The sequence below is a fragment of the Pseudanabaenaceae cyanobacterium SKYG29 genome (genome assembly GCA_025055675.1).
GTDB lineage: Bacteria > Cyanobacteriota > Cyanobacteriia > Pseudanabaenales > Pseudanabaenaceae > M5B4.
This window is the reverse complement of record JANWWT010000001.1, coordinates 89,027-103,507: the sequence shown is the minus strand read 5'-3', so window position 1 is coordinate 103,507 and position 14,481 is coordinate 89,027. Positions and strand designations below refer to the sequence as shown.

The 14,481-nt window shown below is 47.6% G+C and carries 15 protein-coding genes and 1 other RNA gene; 10 read left to right on the top strand and 6 right to left on the bottom strand.

What is annotated here, in order from left to right:
* Window positions 1–52: 52 nt before the first annotated feature.
* The 7 genes from NZM01_00525 (at window position 53) to NZM01_00495 (ending at window position 8,880) form a co-directional block, all read left to right on the top strand.
* On the top strand, window positions 53–3,733 hold the full coding sequence (locus NZM01_00525) for an ATP-binding protein (protein ID MCS6958520.1): 3,681 nt from the start codon (window positions 53–55) through the stop codon (window positions 3,731–3,733).
* A gap of 33 nt (window positions 3,734–3,766) precedes the next feature.
* On the top strand, window positions 3,767–4,477 hold the full coding sequence (locus NZM01_00520; protein ID MCS6958519.1) for a peptidylprolyl isomerase: 711 nt from the start codon (window positions 3,767–3,769) through the stop codon (window positions 4,475–4,477).
* The gene (locus NZM01_00515; protein ID MCS6958518.1) at window positions 4,477–5,487 is read left to right on the top strand and encodes a beta-ketoacyl-ACP reductase; all 1,011 of its coding nucleotides are present in this window, start codon (window positions 4,477–4,479) and stop codon (window positions 5,485–5,487) included. The genes NZM01_00520 and NZM01_00515 overlap by 1 nt, the downstream gene beginning before the upstream one ends.
* Before the next feature lie 54 nt (window positions 5,488–5,541).
* Window positions 5,542–5,859, top strand: coding sequence for a DUF1825 family protein (locus NZM01_00510; protein ID MCS6958517.1), 318 nt, complete (start codon window positions 5,542–5,544; stop codon window positions 5,857–5,859).
* Window positions 5,856–6,170 carry a DUF3593 domain-containing protein gene (locus NZM01_00505; protein MCS6958516.1) on the top strand — a complete coding sequence of 105 codons (315 nt, stop codon included), beginning with the start codon at window positions 5,856–5,858 and terminating at the stop codon, window positions 6,168–6,170. Before NZM01_00510 ends, NZM01_00505 begins: the two co-directional genes overlap by 4 nt.
* A 339-nt stretch (window positions 6,171–6,509) precedes the next feature.
* Window positions 6,510–7,823, top strand: a complete 1,314-nt coding sequence (locus tag NZM01_00500) for a TAXI family TRAP transporter solute-binding subunit (GenBank protein ID MCS6958515.1) — start codon at window positions 6,510–6,512, stop codon at window positions 7,821–7,823.
* 40 nt (window positions 7,824–7,863) lie between these two features.
* Window positions 7,864–8,880: a cupin-like domain-containing protein gene (locus NZM01_00495; GenBank protein MCS6958514.1), complete on the top strand. Its 1,017-nt coding sequence runs from the start codon at window positions 7,864–7,866 to the stop codon at window positions 8,878–8,880.
* Here NZM01_00495 and NZM01_00490 read toward each other — a convergent pair.
* From NZM01_00490 to NZM01_00470, 5 genes are all read right to left on the bottom strand, one after another.
* Window positions 8,877–9,140 carry a hypothetical protein gene (locus tag NZM01_00490; protein MCS6958513.1) on the bottom strand — a complete coding sequence of 88 codons (264 nt, stop codon included), beginning with the start codon at window positions 9,138–9,140 and terminating at the stop codon, window positions 8,877–8,879. The genes NZM01_00495 and NZM01_00490 overlap by 4 nt on opposite strands.
* A 2-nt stretch (window positions 9,141–9,142) precedes the next feature.
* Window positions 9,143–10,267, bottom strand: coding sequence for a threonine synthase (gene thrC, locus NZM01_00485; GenBank protein ID MCS6958512.1), 1,125 nt, complete (start codon window positions 10,265–10,267; stop codon window positions 9,143–9,145).
* Between the two features lie 21 nt (window positions 10,268–10,288).
* Window positions 10,289–10,385, bottom strand: an RNA gene (gene ffs / locus NZM01_00480) — signal recognition particle sRNA small type.
* Window positions 10,386–10,420: 35 nt separating this feature from the next.
* The gene (locus NZM01_00475; protein MCS6958511.1) at window positions 10,421–10,756 is read right to left on the bottom strand and encodes a hypothetical protein; all 336 of its coding nucleotides are present in this window, start codon (window positions 10,754–10,756) and stop codon (window positions 10,421–10,423) included.
* Entirely contained in the window at window positions 10,753–10,947 is a 195-nt protein-coding gene (locus NZM01_00470) for a hypothetical protein (protein MCS6958510.1), read from the bottom strand. Before NZM01_00470 ends, NZM01_00475 begins: the two co-directional genes overlap by 4 nt.
* Window positions 10,948–11,017: 70 nt before the next feature.
* Between NZM01_00470 and NZM01_00465 the strand changes: the two genes are divergently transcribed.
* From NZM01_00465 to NZM01_00455, 3 genes are all read left to right on the top strand, one after another.
* Window positions 11,018–11,917, top strand: coding sequence for a tetratricopeptide repeat protein (locus NZM01_00465; GenBank protein ID MCS6958509.1), 900 nt, complete (start codon window positions 11,018–11,020; stop codon window positions 11,915–11,917).
* Between the two features lie 82 nt (window positions 11,918–11,999).
* The gene (locus NZM01_00460; protein MCS6958508.1) at window positions 12,000–13,013 is read left to right on the top strand and encodes a bifunctional ADP-heptose synthase; all 1,014 of its coding nucleotides are present in this window, start codon (window positions 12,000–12,002) and stop codon (window positions 13,011–13,013) included.
* Window positions 13,014–13,021: 8 nt separating this feature from the next.
* Window positions 13,022–13,741 (top strand): rhodanese-related sulfurtransferase, encoded by a 720-nt coding sequence (locus NZM01_00455; protein MCS6958507.1) that lies wholly within the window; start codon window positions 13,022–13,024, stop codon window positions 13,739–13,741.
* Between the two features lie 42 nt (window positions 13,742–13,783).
* Here NZM01_00455 and phoU read toward each other — a convergent pair whose 3' ends face one another.
* Entirely contained in the window at window positions 13,784–14,434 is a 651-nt protein-coding gene (phoU, locus tag NZM01_00450) for a phosphate signaling complex protein PhoU (GenBank protein MCS6958506.1), read from the bottom strand.
* Window positions 14,435–14,481: the final 47 nt, after the last annotated feature.

Genomic DNA, 14,481 nt, shown 5'->3' with positions numbered 1-14,481 from the left:
GATTTCAATTGTACCAATCTAACATACTATAAAAAAGCGCTCCAATAGACTGATGGCATCGAGAAAGGGTTATCCGTTGCGGGCAGTACTAGCTTTAGCCTTTTTTGCCCAAACAATTTTAATTAGTGGTTTAGTGGCAGCAGGGAGCTGGTGGCGGGAACGACAATCTCTAGTGCGAGTATCCCAGAAACTGAGACAAGATGCCACAAAATCTGTAGAGGCCTTTCTGGAGAAATACTTAGCCGCACCCTATTTAGTCAACAACATCAACGTCAAGGCGTGGGAATTGGGGATTATAGATTTTCAACCGGAAAAGTTTGAGCAGGTTAGTCGTTTTTTTTGGGAACAAATGCAAATTTACGATGTAGGATTTATTAATTTTGGTTCCCAGAATGACCTCAGATATATCGGCGTAGAAAGACAGGATGATGACAAATTCCTGGTATGGGAAGTTTCACGCAAAAAGTACGGCAATATTGACAACTATATTTATAGTTTAGATAACCAAGGGAATCGCACAGACCTAAAAATTACCAAAGCAGACCCCAATCTGACTCTAGAGAAAGAAGCTTGGTACAAGGATGCCGTCAAAGCTGGTAAGCCTTTGTGGACTTCTATTTACAGTTGGATAGATAGTGAAGTAATTTCGATTTCTGCGAGTCATCCGCTGTACAACCGCAAAGGTGAGTTAGTAGGGGTATTTGGCACTGATTTAACCCTCACCCAAATCGGTAAATCTCTGCAAAAAGCACGCCCCACAGCCAATACAGAAATAATTTTGCTAGAACGGGATGGGATGCTAGTAGGTTCATCGCAGCTAACACCAGTTAGTGTTACGGAAAAGAGAATTACTCGTCGCCTCAAGATTACTGATAGCCCCGATAAATTTACTAGAGCCTTGGGTGAGTATTTGTTTAGTTTGTACCAAGATTTATCCCAAATAACCGAGCGGTCTGATTTGCGGTTTAGGGTGGATAAATATGCCTATGATCTGCAGATCACTAGATATATTGACAAGCATTATCCTGGCTTGGAGTGGTTCATTTTGGTTGTTACGCCAGAGGCAGATGTTATGTCCCTGGTACGGCAAAATAGTCAAGACAACTTGATGTGGCTATGGGTTGCTACTGGTGGTACTCTTATCCTAGCTTTGTTTACCTCCGAACTATTTACTAAGCCAATTAAGGAGTTAAATGAGGCAGTACAAGTCTTAGCGCGGGGAAACATTAAGGAGAAATTAAACATTAAGGGTATTGCTGAATTTGAACAACTGTCCCAATCTTTTAACACTATGGCAGATGACTTAACCAATTTAATTCGGGAATTGGAGGCGGCGAAGCGAAACCTAGACCTCAAAGTACAGGAGCGCACTAGGGAACTCAAACGATCGGAGGAGAAATTTGCCGCTGCCTTTACTGCTAGTCCCAATCCAATCATTATTGTCAAACTACCTGAGACAACTTTTGCTGAGGTAAATGAGGCATTTTGTAATTTGACTGGTTACCGCCCTGAGGAGGTCATTAATCGTAAGATAGCAAGAATGAAAATTTTTACGGCGGATACTTTTCGTGGTATTTCCCAGGAATTAATAGAACAGGGGCGGGTACGAAACTTTGAGTTTGACTATTGGAATCGCCAGGGGGAAAAAAGAACAGCTGTAGTAGCAATTGAAATGACGGATTTTGGCAGTGATGTTTATTTAATTGCTATTGTCAATGACATTACGGAACAAAAGCGCTTTCAGCTGGAACAGGAACGATCGCGGGCAGCTTTGGAACAGCGGGATGCCATACTGTATCGTCAGAATTACTATCTCAAAAGTCTCAATCGTGACCCCCGTACCATGAATGGAGATTTGCCCACTGCCTTTGAGATTTTTACTGAAACCTTAGCCATGGCATTGGGTGTCGATCGGGCAGCTATTTGGTTACTAGATGAAACAGGCGAGCAGTTAGTTTGCCGTGATTTATACTCCCAGCAGGCGGAGGATTGTCCCCATACCCAGGGTAAGACTATAGCGCTCAGAGATATACAAAACTACTGGGAGCAAATTGACCGCGATGGCGTAGTCATGGCAGAGGATATTTACTGGCGAGCGGAATTTATGGAAGTAATTGGCACTCCCCTCAAAGATGAGGCTGTAATTGCCAGTTTTGATACCAAAATTCGCATGGATGGCAGAACGATCGGGGTATTGACGGTGGAAAATTTACGCCAGCACATCTGGCTGCAGGAGGAACAGAGTTTTATCCGATCGGTGTCTGACCTGATTACCCTATCTATTCAAGCCGCGGAGAGAATTAAGACAGCAGAAGAGTTAGCAAAAGCCAAAGAAAGTGCCGATCGGGCTAATCGGGCTAAGAGTGAATTTTTAGCGAATATGAGTCATGAACTAAGAACTCCCCTCAATGGTATTCTCGGTTATGCCCAGATTCTACAGCGCTATGAACTGCCTGAAAATGTTAAGAAGGGAATTCAAACTATCTACAATTCTGGGAATCACTTGCTGACACTAATTAACGACATTCTTGATCTCTCCAAGATTGAAGCACGCAAGATGGAACTGCACCCCCATCCTGTCCACCTCCCTTCATTTTTGAAAGGAGTAATTGAAATAGCCTCTGTGCGGGCAGAGCAGAAGGGCATTGCTTTTATTCATTCCTTTAGCCCCGAATTGCCTGAGGGTATTGTTGTTGATGAAAAACGGCTGCGCCAAGTGTTGTTGAATCTGTTGGGCAATGCTATCAAGTTTACTGATGAGGGTTGTGTCACTTTTGTCGTGGAGTGTAGTAGTTCTCAGGGGCAGGAGACAAATTTAACTTTTACGGTTAGCGATACAGGTATAGGCATGACGCCCGAACAGATGAGTCAATTATTCCAAGCCTTTCAACAGGTGGGTGACAGCAATCGCAAGGCGGAGGGAACGGGTTTGGGTCTGTCAATCTCCCAACGTTTGGTGCAGATGATGGGGGGAGAAATTAAGGTAGAAAGCGTCTATGGTGTGGGCAGTAAGTTTTGGTTTACCATCACCTTGCCTGTTGCTAAGGATGTAGTGCCCCAACAAACAGAGATACATCAGTCTATTGTTGGTTACAAGGGTAAAAGGAGAAAGATTTTGATTGTAGACGATCGGGAGGATAACCGCGAAGTGGTGGCGGGCATGCTGTTGCCTTTGGGCTTTAATTTAATAATGGCTAGCGATGGCGTAGAGGGCATCCAAGTGGCAGAAAAGGAGAGACCTGATTTGATTATTACTGACCTGGTCATGCCTAACATGGATGGGTTTGAAATGGTCAGGCGGCTGCGGCAAAATCCCCTGCTCCAGGATACAAAAATCATTGCTTCTTCTGCTAGTGTGTTTCGCTCAGACCAAGATAAATGTATGCAAATTGGCTGTAATGGTTTTGTAGCTAAACCTGTACAGGCCGATGATTTGTTCAGCAAGGTGCAACAAGTATTACAGTTAGAATGGATTGAGGGTCAATCCGCAGAGTCTGGGGTAGCTAAAACTGAAACAAACGGTAAGTCTGTGGTTTTCCCCAGAGTAGAGATAGTCAATGAACTGAAGGAATTAACCCGCAAGGGGGCGTTCAAAAAAGTAGTCAAACGGGTTAAGCAGTTGGCAGAGGAAGACAGCTGTTACAGTGAATTTGTGCGGCAAGTCCAAGCGTTGGCAGAGTCTTTCCAGGAACAAAATTTACTGAGCTTTTTAGAAAATCCCCCGATCCCTTAAAATAGGGATGCTCATGGCGGGAAAAAAAACACTATGTTCCTTTGGTTAGCCAGATGTTTGTTGGTGGTCTGTTTACTGTTGACGGCGGCTTGTACGATCGTTGATAACTCAGATGCCAAGAATGTCCCACCAGGGGGGCAGGAGCAACCTATGAGTAGTAGCACTATTAGTGAGGCAAAGAAATTGAATCTACCCCAACTACAAGGTAAGGCTACAGTGGAAATGAAATTGCCCTATGGTACTGTGGTCATGGAAATTGATGGCAATAATGCGCCCATTACGGCAGGTAACTTTGTTGACCTAGTCAATAAGGGTTTCTACAATGGCTTGACTTTCCATCGCGTAGTGAAAGACCCCAGCCCCTTTGTTGCCCAGGGTGGTGACCCCCAGGGTACGGGTACAGGTAGCTACGTTGATCCCAAGACGGGGCGAGTTCGTTACATTCCTTTAGAAATTTGGGCGGAGGGCGATAGGGAACCGACCTATAGCCGTGTCTTGCAGCCAGGGGTCAAACCCAAACTCAAACATTCCAGGGGAGCGGTGGCGATGGCACGTACCCCTACTCCCGATTCCGCTTCCTCCCAGTTTTATATTGCTCTGGCAGACATCAACTTCCTCGACGGGCAGTACGCTGTGTTTGGCTATGTCAAATCGGGCATGGAGTATGTAGATCAAATTAAAGTGGGGGACAAAATCGAGTCTGCCAGAGTGACCCAGGGGATAGAAAACCTTAAGCTGCCCTAATGGCATGGGTAAAGGGTTTTGCCTGTATTACTGCGCTAGGGGACACTCGCACTACCTGGTCGCGGCTCTTGGGAGGAGAATCAGCTATCCGATCGGGGCAGGGTAAAGTGGCAGGTTACCCCAGTTTAGAGGCGCTGCTTTTGGGGGCAGTAGCCCAAGCAGTCCAGGGGATAGACTTGCCGCCAGATTGTGGGGTGGTAGTGGGGTCTAGTCGTCACTATCAAGAGGCATTAGAAGCAGGTAGGTGGGTATTACCAGCCCATCTATCCCAGGTAACAGCCCAATATTTGGGAGTGGGGGGAGCCACGATCGGTCTTGCCTGTGCCTGTGCGACGGGGAATTGGGCAATAGTTAGGGGGTTGGAGCTATTGGAGTCCTGCAGTACGGTGGTAGTCGCCTGTGCCGATCGCTGTCTTACTCCTTTAAGTCTGGGGGGCTTGCGGCAGATGGGAGTGTTAGCGGATCAGTGCCATCCCTTTAGCAAAGAACGTAGGGGTATGGTGTTGGCGGAGGGAGCAGCAGCTTTGGTAGTAGCAGAGGCAGGCAGCGGCATAGAAATACTGGGGTGGGGTTGTACCAATGATGCCTATCATGTCAGTAGTCCTGACCCCACAGGGGAGGCAGTGGAGAAAGCAATTGAGCAAGCCCTAGGAAGAAGTGGTATTACGGCTAAAGATGTGGATGTGATTTCCCCCCACGCCACAGGGACAATTTACAACGATCGTTGGGAAGCCAAGGTTTTGACCCGTTTGTTTCCCCATAGACCCTGGATTTGTCCCAGCAAAGGGGCGATCGGGCATGCTTTAGGGGCATCCGCCTTGATTGAAGCAGTGCTATGTGTGTTGATGTTACGGGAACAAAAAGTCTTTCCTGCAGTCGGGTTATTGACCCCAGAGTATGACCTCAACTTGCCAACCCAAGCCCAACCTATCAGCGCCACCATCGCCCTCAATCTCAGTTTTGGTTTTGGCGGACAGAACACAGCAATTGTCTTTCGGAAATCCGAATAACAGCAAATGGAGTAGCTTGAGTAGGATAAGATTACTAGCGTTGAGGCAAAAAGTATGACCTTCTTTGAGTCGGAAGTTGTCCAGGATGAGGCTCGCCGCCTTTGGCAAGATTATGAGGCTCTGATGACTTTGGGGTCAAACTACGGCAAATTCGATCGGGAAGGGAAAAAAATCTACATCGAAAAGATGGAAGAGATGACCGATCGGTTTCGCATCTTCCTCAAGCGGTTTGAACTATCTGATGATTTCATGGCCAAGATGGCACTCAAACAACTAGAGGTGTATCTTTCTCGCTTTGGAGTCACCACGCAACAGATGTTCGACCAGATGACCAAAGCCCTAGAAAAAATGAAAGAAGAAATCGACAAATGAAGGAGCTATTGTTTAGTGCCTCACTTTTTCCCTACTTAGTTTTTCTGTGGTTCATCACCCGATCGGGGGCATTACCCAAGTTAGCTCTGGCGGGTTTTTACGGCACTCTTCTGTTTGTGGCCATTAGTATTCCTGCTGCTATTTATGCCCAGAGCCATTACCACACTAATTTGGCAAATGTAGATTGGTTACATGGGGGGGCAGAGTTTTTTCTCTCCTGTAGTAACATCATTTTAGTTTTAGGGCTAGACAAGATAAATAAGTCGGGCAAGCTAGATAGTGCTGAGGCAAGCAAAACTACTTCCAACTAGGGGATAGATGGCTTTGCTCCAGGCACGGAGGTTGTAGTCCTGGGGGGATTCTGGACAAATTTAGGACTAATTCCTATTAGGTACCGATACAAGTTAGAGGGTTTAGTTTTTCGTCACTCATATTGTCATAAGGAGATAAGTCACTAAAGATAAACCAATAAAACTCCAGAGTAACTAGTACTAATAGGTGGGTAACAGTGCTCTTGTTTTTTTTTATTTTGCTATACTAATTCGACTCCTGACACTCCTGAAGAGTCCGTAGCTAGAATTCTCCACGACAAAAGTAGTACAATCACCTTAGCAGCTTAGCTGCTTTTTATTATCCAGGGGGAGCCGCGGATGGACAAGCGTTACTTTGTTGCCCTTGTTGCTGGTTGCCTAACAATAGCAGGGGGAATCGGGGTGAAGATTGCTTACGATCGGTTTAAGACTGTGGAGTTAGTGATTGCCACAGGTAGTCCTCAGGGAGAGTATTACGCGATGGGAAAAGCTTTGGCTACTGTCATTCCCCGTTACGCCACCCGTATCAGAGTCAAAGTCCTGGAAACTAAAGGAGCGACAGAAAACATATCCCTGGTGAATGAGGGGAAAGCAGACCTAGCCTTCGTGCAAAACGACACAGATACTAAACCCAACATCCGCTCGATCGCCTCTATGTATGTAGAGACTTTCCATCTTGTGGTACGCCCTGGGGTCAAGATTGGGGAATTTAGCGACATTCGTGGCAAACGAATAGTTACTCCCCCCGTAGGTAGTGGTGCATACAACGGCTTTCTTGAGCTTTTGCGCCACTATGATATTGATTTGAAGGAAATCAAGGCACTGCATCTGCCGGGCAAAGAGGCTAACCAAGCCTTTATCCAGGGGAAAGTCGATGCCCTGTTTCGGGTGGTTGGCTCCGGCAATTTGGATATGCGCAGTCTGCTCAAACAAAGTCGTGGACAGTTAGTCCCCATTGACCAAGCCTCTGCTATTCAGATTTTTTACCCCGAAACTGAACCTGCTGTAATTCCCAAGGGTACCTATAGTGCTGCTCCTCCTACACCCCCTAATGACTTGGCTACTGTGGGGGTGCGCTCCCTCTTAATCACCAATCGCTATGTGGATGAAGATTTAATCAAAGAGATTACCCGTATTCTATTTGAATATCGCAATGACCTTGTGACTCTTAACCCTCGCGCCGCTGCGATCGACTATCCTGGCACTGGTCAAGCTTTGGGTATCCCCCTCCACCCTGGAGCGCAATCCTACTACAACCGCAATAAACCTTCTTTCCTGCAGGAAAATGCCGAACCGATCGCCCTGCTGATCACCCTGGCAACAATCATGTTTTCCTTCTTCGCCCAAATTCGTGCCCAAATCGCCGAAAAACAAAAAAATCGTGCTGACCTGTACAACCTAGAGCTAGTCCAAATCACAGAAGAACTCGATCGGGCTGAAACCCTGGATGAACTGGAGAAAGGACGGCAACGCTTGCTGAGCATCTTTCGGGCAGTGATTGAAGACCTGGACAAAGACCGCCTGTCACCGGAATCCTATCATTTGTTTGTCTTTCCCTGGGAAGTAGCTATCAACACTCTGCGCCACCGTGAAGCGCTTCTCATTCGCCGCACTACCCCCCCTTCTGGCTTTGGTCAGCTACAACAGAAATAGTTTGTGCTACCATCGAGTCTAATCAATATGCTAATCACCTATGGCTGATGGCTCTGTCTCTACTTCCCGCACTTTGTCTCCCCAGTGGCAAGCCTGGATTGGACAGAGTCTCTTACTAGGCAACGCCCCTGAGCAGATTGTTGAGTTTTTAGTACGAAGGGGTCTGGACCGCCCTGCTGCTCAAGAGGAAGTCGCTAACGCTGCCAATAGCCCCTATACCCAAGCCGCTGTTAGTTTTGTCAAATCCCTGCGCAAGTTGGAGTCCCACATGGCTATTGCGGCTGAGCTAAACAAACTGTCAGTCAGGTCAAGGCGCATCGATCGGGTAGAGACCATTACCCCTGGCGATTTTCTAGAGCAATATTACGCTACTAATACTCCTTTAATCATGACGGGCATGATGCAGAACTGGTCAGCCCTACAGAAGTGGACACCTATGTATTTTGCCGAAAAATTTGGTCATGTGACAGTGTCGGTGCAGACAAATCGATCGACGAATCCCTTCTACGAAATAGAAATGGAAAAACACCGCACAGAAATGCCCCTGCGCCACTACATTGACATGATATTGACGGCGGGAAAAACCAACGACTTTTACATGACTGCTAACAACGGCAATCTCGATCGTGCGGAGTTTGATCCTCTATTTGAGGACATGGAATTATTTCCGGGCATATGTCGCGCGGAACGACCCCAGAACACTATCTTTCTCTGGATTGGGCCCAGGGGCACTATCACTCCCCTGCACCACGACCCCTGTAATTTGCTGATGGCACAGGTGTACGGACGTAAGAAATGGTACATGATTTCACCTTTCTATACTCCTAAACTGTACAACTACCGCGGTGTCTATAGTGCTGTTGATTTGACTAATCCTGATTACAACACCTTTCCCCTCTTCCGCGATGTCCAGATTATTGAAGAGATTCTCTATCCAGGAGAAGTGATCTTTGTCCCCGTAGGTTGGTGGCATTTTGTAGAAGCCCTTGATGTATCCATTTCCGTCTCCATGACCCACTTTGTCTTCCCTAATGCCTATAACTGGCAGTACCCTTAAAGACTTTGCCCCCGATCGGTCTTGAAAAACAACCTGTAGAGAAACGAAACTAACAGGACAAAAATACCTAGAGTCACTATTCCCACCAGGAGATTGACAACAAATTGCACAATCGCAAACAGAACCACGCCCACTACCACAACTGCCGCAATTTTTTGCCAGCCCTTCAGCCGTTTGATAGCTGTTACTAGGGGCAGTTTACTGGTCTGTACTTCAGCCTGCTGTTCCAGTTGTTTGAACTTTTGCTCGAGGTTATCCATATTCAGAATCCCATCACTTGTGCAATTGCTTCTAGTTTAGGGGTAATTCCCCGATGCAGTTGACTGATGGCACTGTCAATAGCTGTGTCAGGGTCCTTGAGACCGTTCCCCGTCAGTACACAGACAACCTTAGCCCCCACTGGGACCTGGTCTGCCACTTTCAATAAACCCGCCACACTAGCAGCACTAGCTGGCTCACAGAATACTCCCTCCCCCGCTAGTAATTGATATGCCTGCAGAATTTCCCCATCCGTAACACTGTGGAATGCTCCCCCGCTGGCTGATTTTACTTCCATTGCCTTCTGCCAATTAGCAGGGTTGCCAATCCGAATAGCCGTCGCGATCGTTTCGGGATACTCTACCACTCTACCTGTGACGAGGGGAGCTGCTCCCGCCGCCTGAAAACCCATCATTTTGGGCAACTTGCTACACTTCCCTTCTCCGTAATACTCAGAAAACCCCATCCAGTAGGCAGTGATATTGCCCGCATTCCCCACGGGAATACATAACCAGTCCGGTGCATCCCCCAGCGCCTCAACTACTTCAAAGGCTGCCGTTTTTTGCCCCTGTAATCGGTAAGGATTGACAGAATTAACCAGGGTAACGGGGTAGTGCTCTGCCATTTGCCTGACCAGATTGAGCGCCTCGTCAAAGTTGCCCCTAATTGCCAAAACCTCTGCCCCGTAGATCAACGCCTGCCCTAGCTTGCCCACCGCTACCTTGCCATCGGGAATCAAGACAAAAGCTCTCATGCCCCCCCTCCTGGCATAAGCTGCCGCCGCGGCTGACGTATTCCCCGTGCTAGCACAGATGACTGCCTCTGCCCCCGCTTCCTTGGCTTTGGATATAGCCACCGTCATCCCCCGGTCCTTGAAGCTCCCCGTCGGATTCAAACCGTCATATTTCACGAAGACCTGCACCTGCCGCCCCACACGATCGCTCAATCTGGGCATAGGAATTAAAGGCGTGTTACCCTCGTAGAGGGTGACGATGGGAGTACGCTCTGATACAGGCAGGTACCTATGGTAGCGACAGATCAAACCACACCACTGATGCTGCAGACAACAATCATTCGCTTCACACAAGCCGCCAGAGACGATCGGGACTGACTGGACAGAGGGGGTCATAGGTTAGCACTTTACTTAGGTATTGACCCGGAAACTACGCCTGTCCCAAGCATCCCTTAGTGCTGCTGCCTTCCGACCCTGACACGGTTCGGGCGTTGAAACCGCATAGCTCCGAGCCTGCTCCAGCATAACACAAAAATCCAGACAATTGGCTTATGCACCCTTGTTTTCCTTGAGGCGAGCCAGTTCTGCCTGCAGTTCTTTCACTCTGTCCTTCAGTTTCTGAATTTCCTCATCTTCCGAGGGAGCATCCAAAATTTCAATGGGGCGGGGTGCCTGGGGTTTGTTGTCAGGCTTTTGCTTAGCCTGGTCCATGACTTCATCAACAAAACGACGGGCTTCTTCCGTTGTCATTTCCCCGCGCTTGACTAGTTCATCGGCAAGTTTGCTAGCCTGTTGCCGTAGTTGCTCAAAAGTATCACTGGTCTTTTCTCCCACCAAGGAGAGCAAACCAACTCCCAAATAGAAGGCTTTTTGCAGGATGTTCATGGTTTTAATTCTGGTAAGGCGCAATCAGGAAAAGTCCGATTGAATTCTTGAATTAAGTCATCCATCTCCGCCAGAGCCTGTGTCACATCAATTTGCAGGTCACCCAGGTTGCTTTGTTGGGAGAGTTGGACGAGGGCTTGGCGCTTTAACACGATCGCTCTCACTTGGGCTTTGATATGTTCTGGGGTCATAGGCGGGTTGTGTCAACACCTATAAGTAATGATAAACTAGGATAAGCAATTTGCACTGACATCTTTAGCTATGAATTTTCCGCGGTCTGTGTTTCTGGCAGGGTGGTTGACTCTGGGGTGGAGTTTGGGGGTGAGAGCACAGGCAGTTTTAGCCCCAGCAGGTAAGTTAAATTTTAATAATTTGGAACAACAAGCCCTGGCACTATCGCGGGATGCCTCCCAGCTGTTGCGCTTTGGTCAAACGGATTTGGCTTTGCCAAGGGCACGCTTGGCAGTACAGTTAGCTCCTAAATCATTCCAGACGCATGCTGTTTTGGGCAGTGTTTATCTCAGACAGGAGGAATACGGCAAAGCGATTAATCACCTGCAAATTGCCCACAGCTTCAACAAAACTAATCCTAATATCCTGTTTAGCTTGGGGTCTGCCTACTTGCGGGATGGGAATCATAATAAAGCGATCGAGGTCTTAAATCAGGGCTTAGCTCTACCTACCCAGGAATTTCCCATCAATGCCCGTTTCGACCTGGGGAATGCCTATTTTTTAGCCAAGCGTTATGAAGAAGCCATTGCTGAATACCAAAAAGTTTTGGGCAAGGAAAAGAACTTCTGGGCAGCTACCAACAACATTGGCTTAGTGGAATATGAGCGGGATAATGTGGATGCGGCGATTAACTATTGGCAGGAAGCCATCAAACAAGCCCTTGCTAGTGAGGATACTGCGGCTGAACCCCGCCTAGCTTTGGGAGTTGCCTTCTACATTCGGGGGGAGGAAGCCAAAGGTTTGAAATTGGGAGAAGAAGCTCTGCGGGAAGACCCCCGCTATGGGCAGTTAGAATTTTTGAAAGAAAATTTGTGGGGGGATAAATTACTCAATCATGCCCGCCGCGTGTTGGCTAACCCCCGTTTGCAGGAACTAATTAGAACTAGCAATGTTTCTACCAAACCCCGCCGCCGTCCGTCTACCAACTAAGGAATATTAAAAGAAATATAAAATTGGTCAGGTTGCCTTCCCCCAGGTGTATGCTTTGTGCTTGTGCGTACAACCATTGTTGATGTCCATAACTACTTTTCTGCCCCGTCTGCAACAGTTGAAAGACAAACTTTTATCGCACCTGTATCAGTTTCAGGGCCAGAGGGTAATGGTCGTGGGGGATTTGACCTTGGATGAGTTTATGACGGGGTCAGTGGAGAGGGTATCGCGGGAAGCGCCAGTGTTAATCTTGCGCCATGAACATACACGCCAAGTGCCAGGGGGAGGAGCAAACGCTGTCTACAATCTAGCGAAACTGGGGGGGCAGGTTTTAGCCGTGGGCATTGTGGGAGATGATGAACAGGGAAGAGTTTTACGCCGCCTCCTCACCGATGCAGGCATAGATACCAGTGGCGTGATTGTTGACCCCGATCGTCCTACGGTCACTAAAACCCGCATTTCTGGACATAGCCGCCAGTCTGTCACCCAACAGATTGTCAGGGTTGATCGCAAATCAGATGTAAGACCTAAACCTGAAATAGAAGCAAAATTAGCAGATGTGATTCTTGCCCATCTGGCTGATGTTAGAGCAGTAGTTTGTTCTGACTACAACGAGGGGGTGTTTATGCCCCAGGTAATTAGTGCGGCTTTACAGCATTCCCTTACTGTGGTAGATGCCCAGCAGGGCTTGCCCCGTTATCAGGGAGCCACAATCTTTACCCCCAATATTCCCGAAGCGGAGAGAGCTGTGGGTTATGCGGTGACGGACAATCTGCGCCAGGTAGCTGATGACCTTCTGCAACTGACACAGGCGAAAAAGATTTTGCTCACCAGGGGGGAGGAGGGGATGAGTCTATTTGACCGTGAAAGTGAGTGCCATATTCCCGCCTTCAATCGCACGGAGGTGTTTGATGTCACAGGGGCAGGGGATACAGTAGTAGCGGCTTTGACACTGACTTTGGCAGCGGGGGGGGACTTTTTGGAGGGGGCAATTTTAGGGAATTTGGCGGCTAGTATTGTAGTGCGACAATTTGGTACTTCCACGACTAACATAACTGAAATGGAACAGGCTTTGCTGAAGTTGTTGGAGGAATAGAAAAAGAGATGACAAAACCGATCGTTGTTTCTACTTTCTATCACTTTGCTCCTTTTTCTGACTATCAAGAATGGCAACCAAAACTCAAAGAACTCTGCGATGCCTGGCAACTGCGGGGTACAATTTTACTGGCAGCAGAAGGAATAAATGCCACCATAGCAGGGAGTCGCGAAGGCATAGACAGAGTAGTTAATTTTATCAAGAGTGATGACAGATTCAAAACGATGGAGACGAAAGAAGGGAAAACAGACATCATTCCCTTTGGCAGGATGAAGGTCAGACTGAAAAAGGAAATTATCAAACTAGGAATTCCCAGTCTTGATCCTCTAGCCCAGGGAGGTGAATATGTGGATGCCCAGGCGTGGAATGATTTAATCTCTGACCCTGAAGTTGTGTTAATCGATACTCGCAATGAATATGAGGTGGAGATGGGGACATTCAAGGGGGCGATCGATCCCCATTTGGATAGTTTTGGCGAGTTTCCCCAGTATGTAGAAACCCATCTCAAGCCCAATCCCCCTAAAAAAGTGGCTATGTTTTGTACTGGTGGCATTCGCTGTGAGAAAGCTAGTGCCTACCTCAAACAACAGGGTTTTTCAGAGGTCTATCAACTCAAGGGTGGTATTTTGAAATATCTGGAAGTAGTTCCCCCCCAAAAGAGTTTATGGCGCGGCAAATGTTTTGTCTTTGATGAACGCGTGGCTGTCGATCACAGTGATTTTCAATAGGTCTGTGCTTTTAGCATCTAACTGCCCGATCGTTGTAGCTGTTCATCCCCTTACGCCTGTGACAATGTAAGCTACCCGTTGCCCAATATTTGTGGCATGGTCTGCCATCCTCTCCAAGTGATGAATTACCAATACCAGCAACAACAAGGTTTCTCTCTTTTCCCTCTCCTCTGCCACTAGGAGTTGAAATAATTGGTCAAAGTCATCGTCTACGGCATCATCGCGCGTTTTGACTTGCTCTGCCTGTTCCCGGTCCAAATTTGCTAGTGCCCATAAGCTCATTGCCAACATCGATCGAGACCGCTGGCACATCAACCCAATTTTGGTCATGAACGGGGGCATATGGTAGGGCATCAACTTGATGGCAATCTCCCCCAAATTTTTGGCATAGTCGCCAATCCGTTCCAAATCCCGCACCAGATGCATGATAGCTGCCAATAGCCGTAAATTGCTGGCATTGCTCCCCCCGAGAGCAATCAAATGGAGGCATTCCTGCTCAATGGCACGATAATAACGATCGATTTGCTTATCCTGTTGGGGTATCTGTTCGGCAGCGGCAAGATTGCGTTCAAATAAAGCTGCCTGCGCTAACCAAAAAGAATTTTCCACCAAGGCTCCCATGCGCAGCACATCTTCCTGCACTAGACGGACGCGGCGTTCGTAATCCTGTTTTCTAGTAGTAAAATCCAACATAGTGATTGGGGGGAGCTATACTCTACTCTAACTAAATCGGCAGCAAT

Bases quoted from the DNA above. Each gene is read 5' to 3' on its own strand.
- NZM01_00525 (MCS6958520.1), top strand. From the start codon at position 53: ATGGCATCGAGAAAGGGTTATCCGTTGCGGGCAGTACTAGCTTTAGCC.
- NZM01_00520 (MCS6958519.1), top strand. From the start codon at position 3,767: ATGTTCCTTTGGTTAGCCAGATGTTTGTTGGTGGTCTGTTTACTGTTG.
- NZM01_00515 (MCS6958518.1), top strand. From the start codon at position 4,477: ATGGCATGGGTAAAGGGTTTTGCCTGTATTACTGCGCTAGGGGACACT.
- NZM01_00510 (MCS6958517.1), top strand. From the start codon at position 5,542: ATGACCTTCTTTGAGTCGGAAGTTGTCCAGGATGAGGCTCGCCGCCTT.
- NZM01_00505 (MCS6958516.1), top strand. From the start codon at position 5,856: ATGAAGGAGCTATTGTTTAGTGCCTCACTTTTTCCCTACTTAGTTTTT.
- NZM01_00500 (MCS6958515.1), top strand. From the start codon at position 6,510: ATGGACAAGCGTTACTTTGTTGCCCTTGTTGCTGGTTGCCTAACAATA.
- NZM01_00495 (MCS6958514.1), top strand. From the start codon at position 7,864: ATGGCTGATGGCTCTGTCTCTACTTCCCGCACTTTGTCTCCCCAGTGG.
- NZM01_00490 (MCS6958513.1), bottom strand. From the start codon at position 9,140: ATGGATAACCTCGAGCAAAAGTTCAAACAACTGGAACAGCAGGCTGAA.
- thrC (MCS6958512.1), bottom strand. From the start codon at position 10,267: ATGACCCCCTCTGTCCAGTCAGTCCCGATCGTCTCTGGCGGCTTGTGT.
- NZM01_00475 (MCS6958511.1), bottom strand. From the start codon at position 10,756: ATGAACATCCTGCAAAAAGCCTTCTATTTGGGAGTTGGTTTGCTCTCC.
- NZM01_00470 (MCS6958510.1), bottom strand. From the start codon at position 10,947: ATGACCCCAGAACATATCAAAGCCCAAGTGAGAGCGATCGTGTTAAAG.
- NZM01_00465 (MCS6958509.1), top strand. From the start codon at position 11,018: ATGAATTTTCCGCGGTCTGTGTTTCTGGCAGGGTGGTTGACTCTGGGG.
- NZM01_00460 (MCS6958508.1), top strand. From the start codon at position 12,000: ATGTCCATAACTACTTTTCTGCCCCGTCTGCAACAGTTGAAAGACAAA.
- NZM01_00455 (MCS6958507.1), top strand. From the start codon at position 13,022: ATGACAAAACCGATCGTTGTTTCTACTTTCTATCACTTTGCTCCTTTT.
- phoU (MCS6958506.1), bottom strand. From the start codon at position 14,434: ATGTTGGATTTTACTACTAGAAAACAGGATTACGAACGCCGCGTCCGT.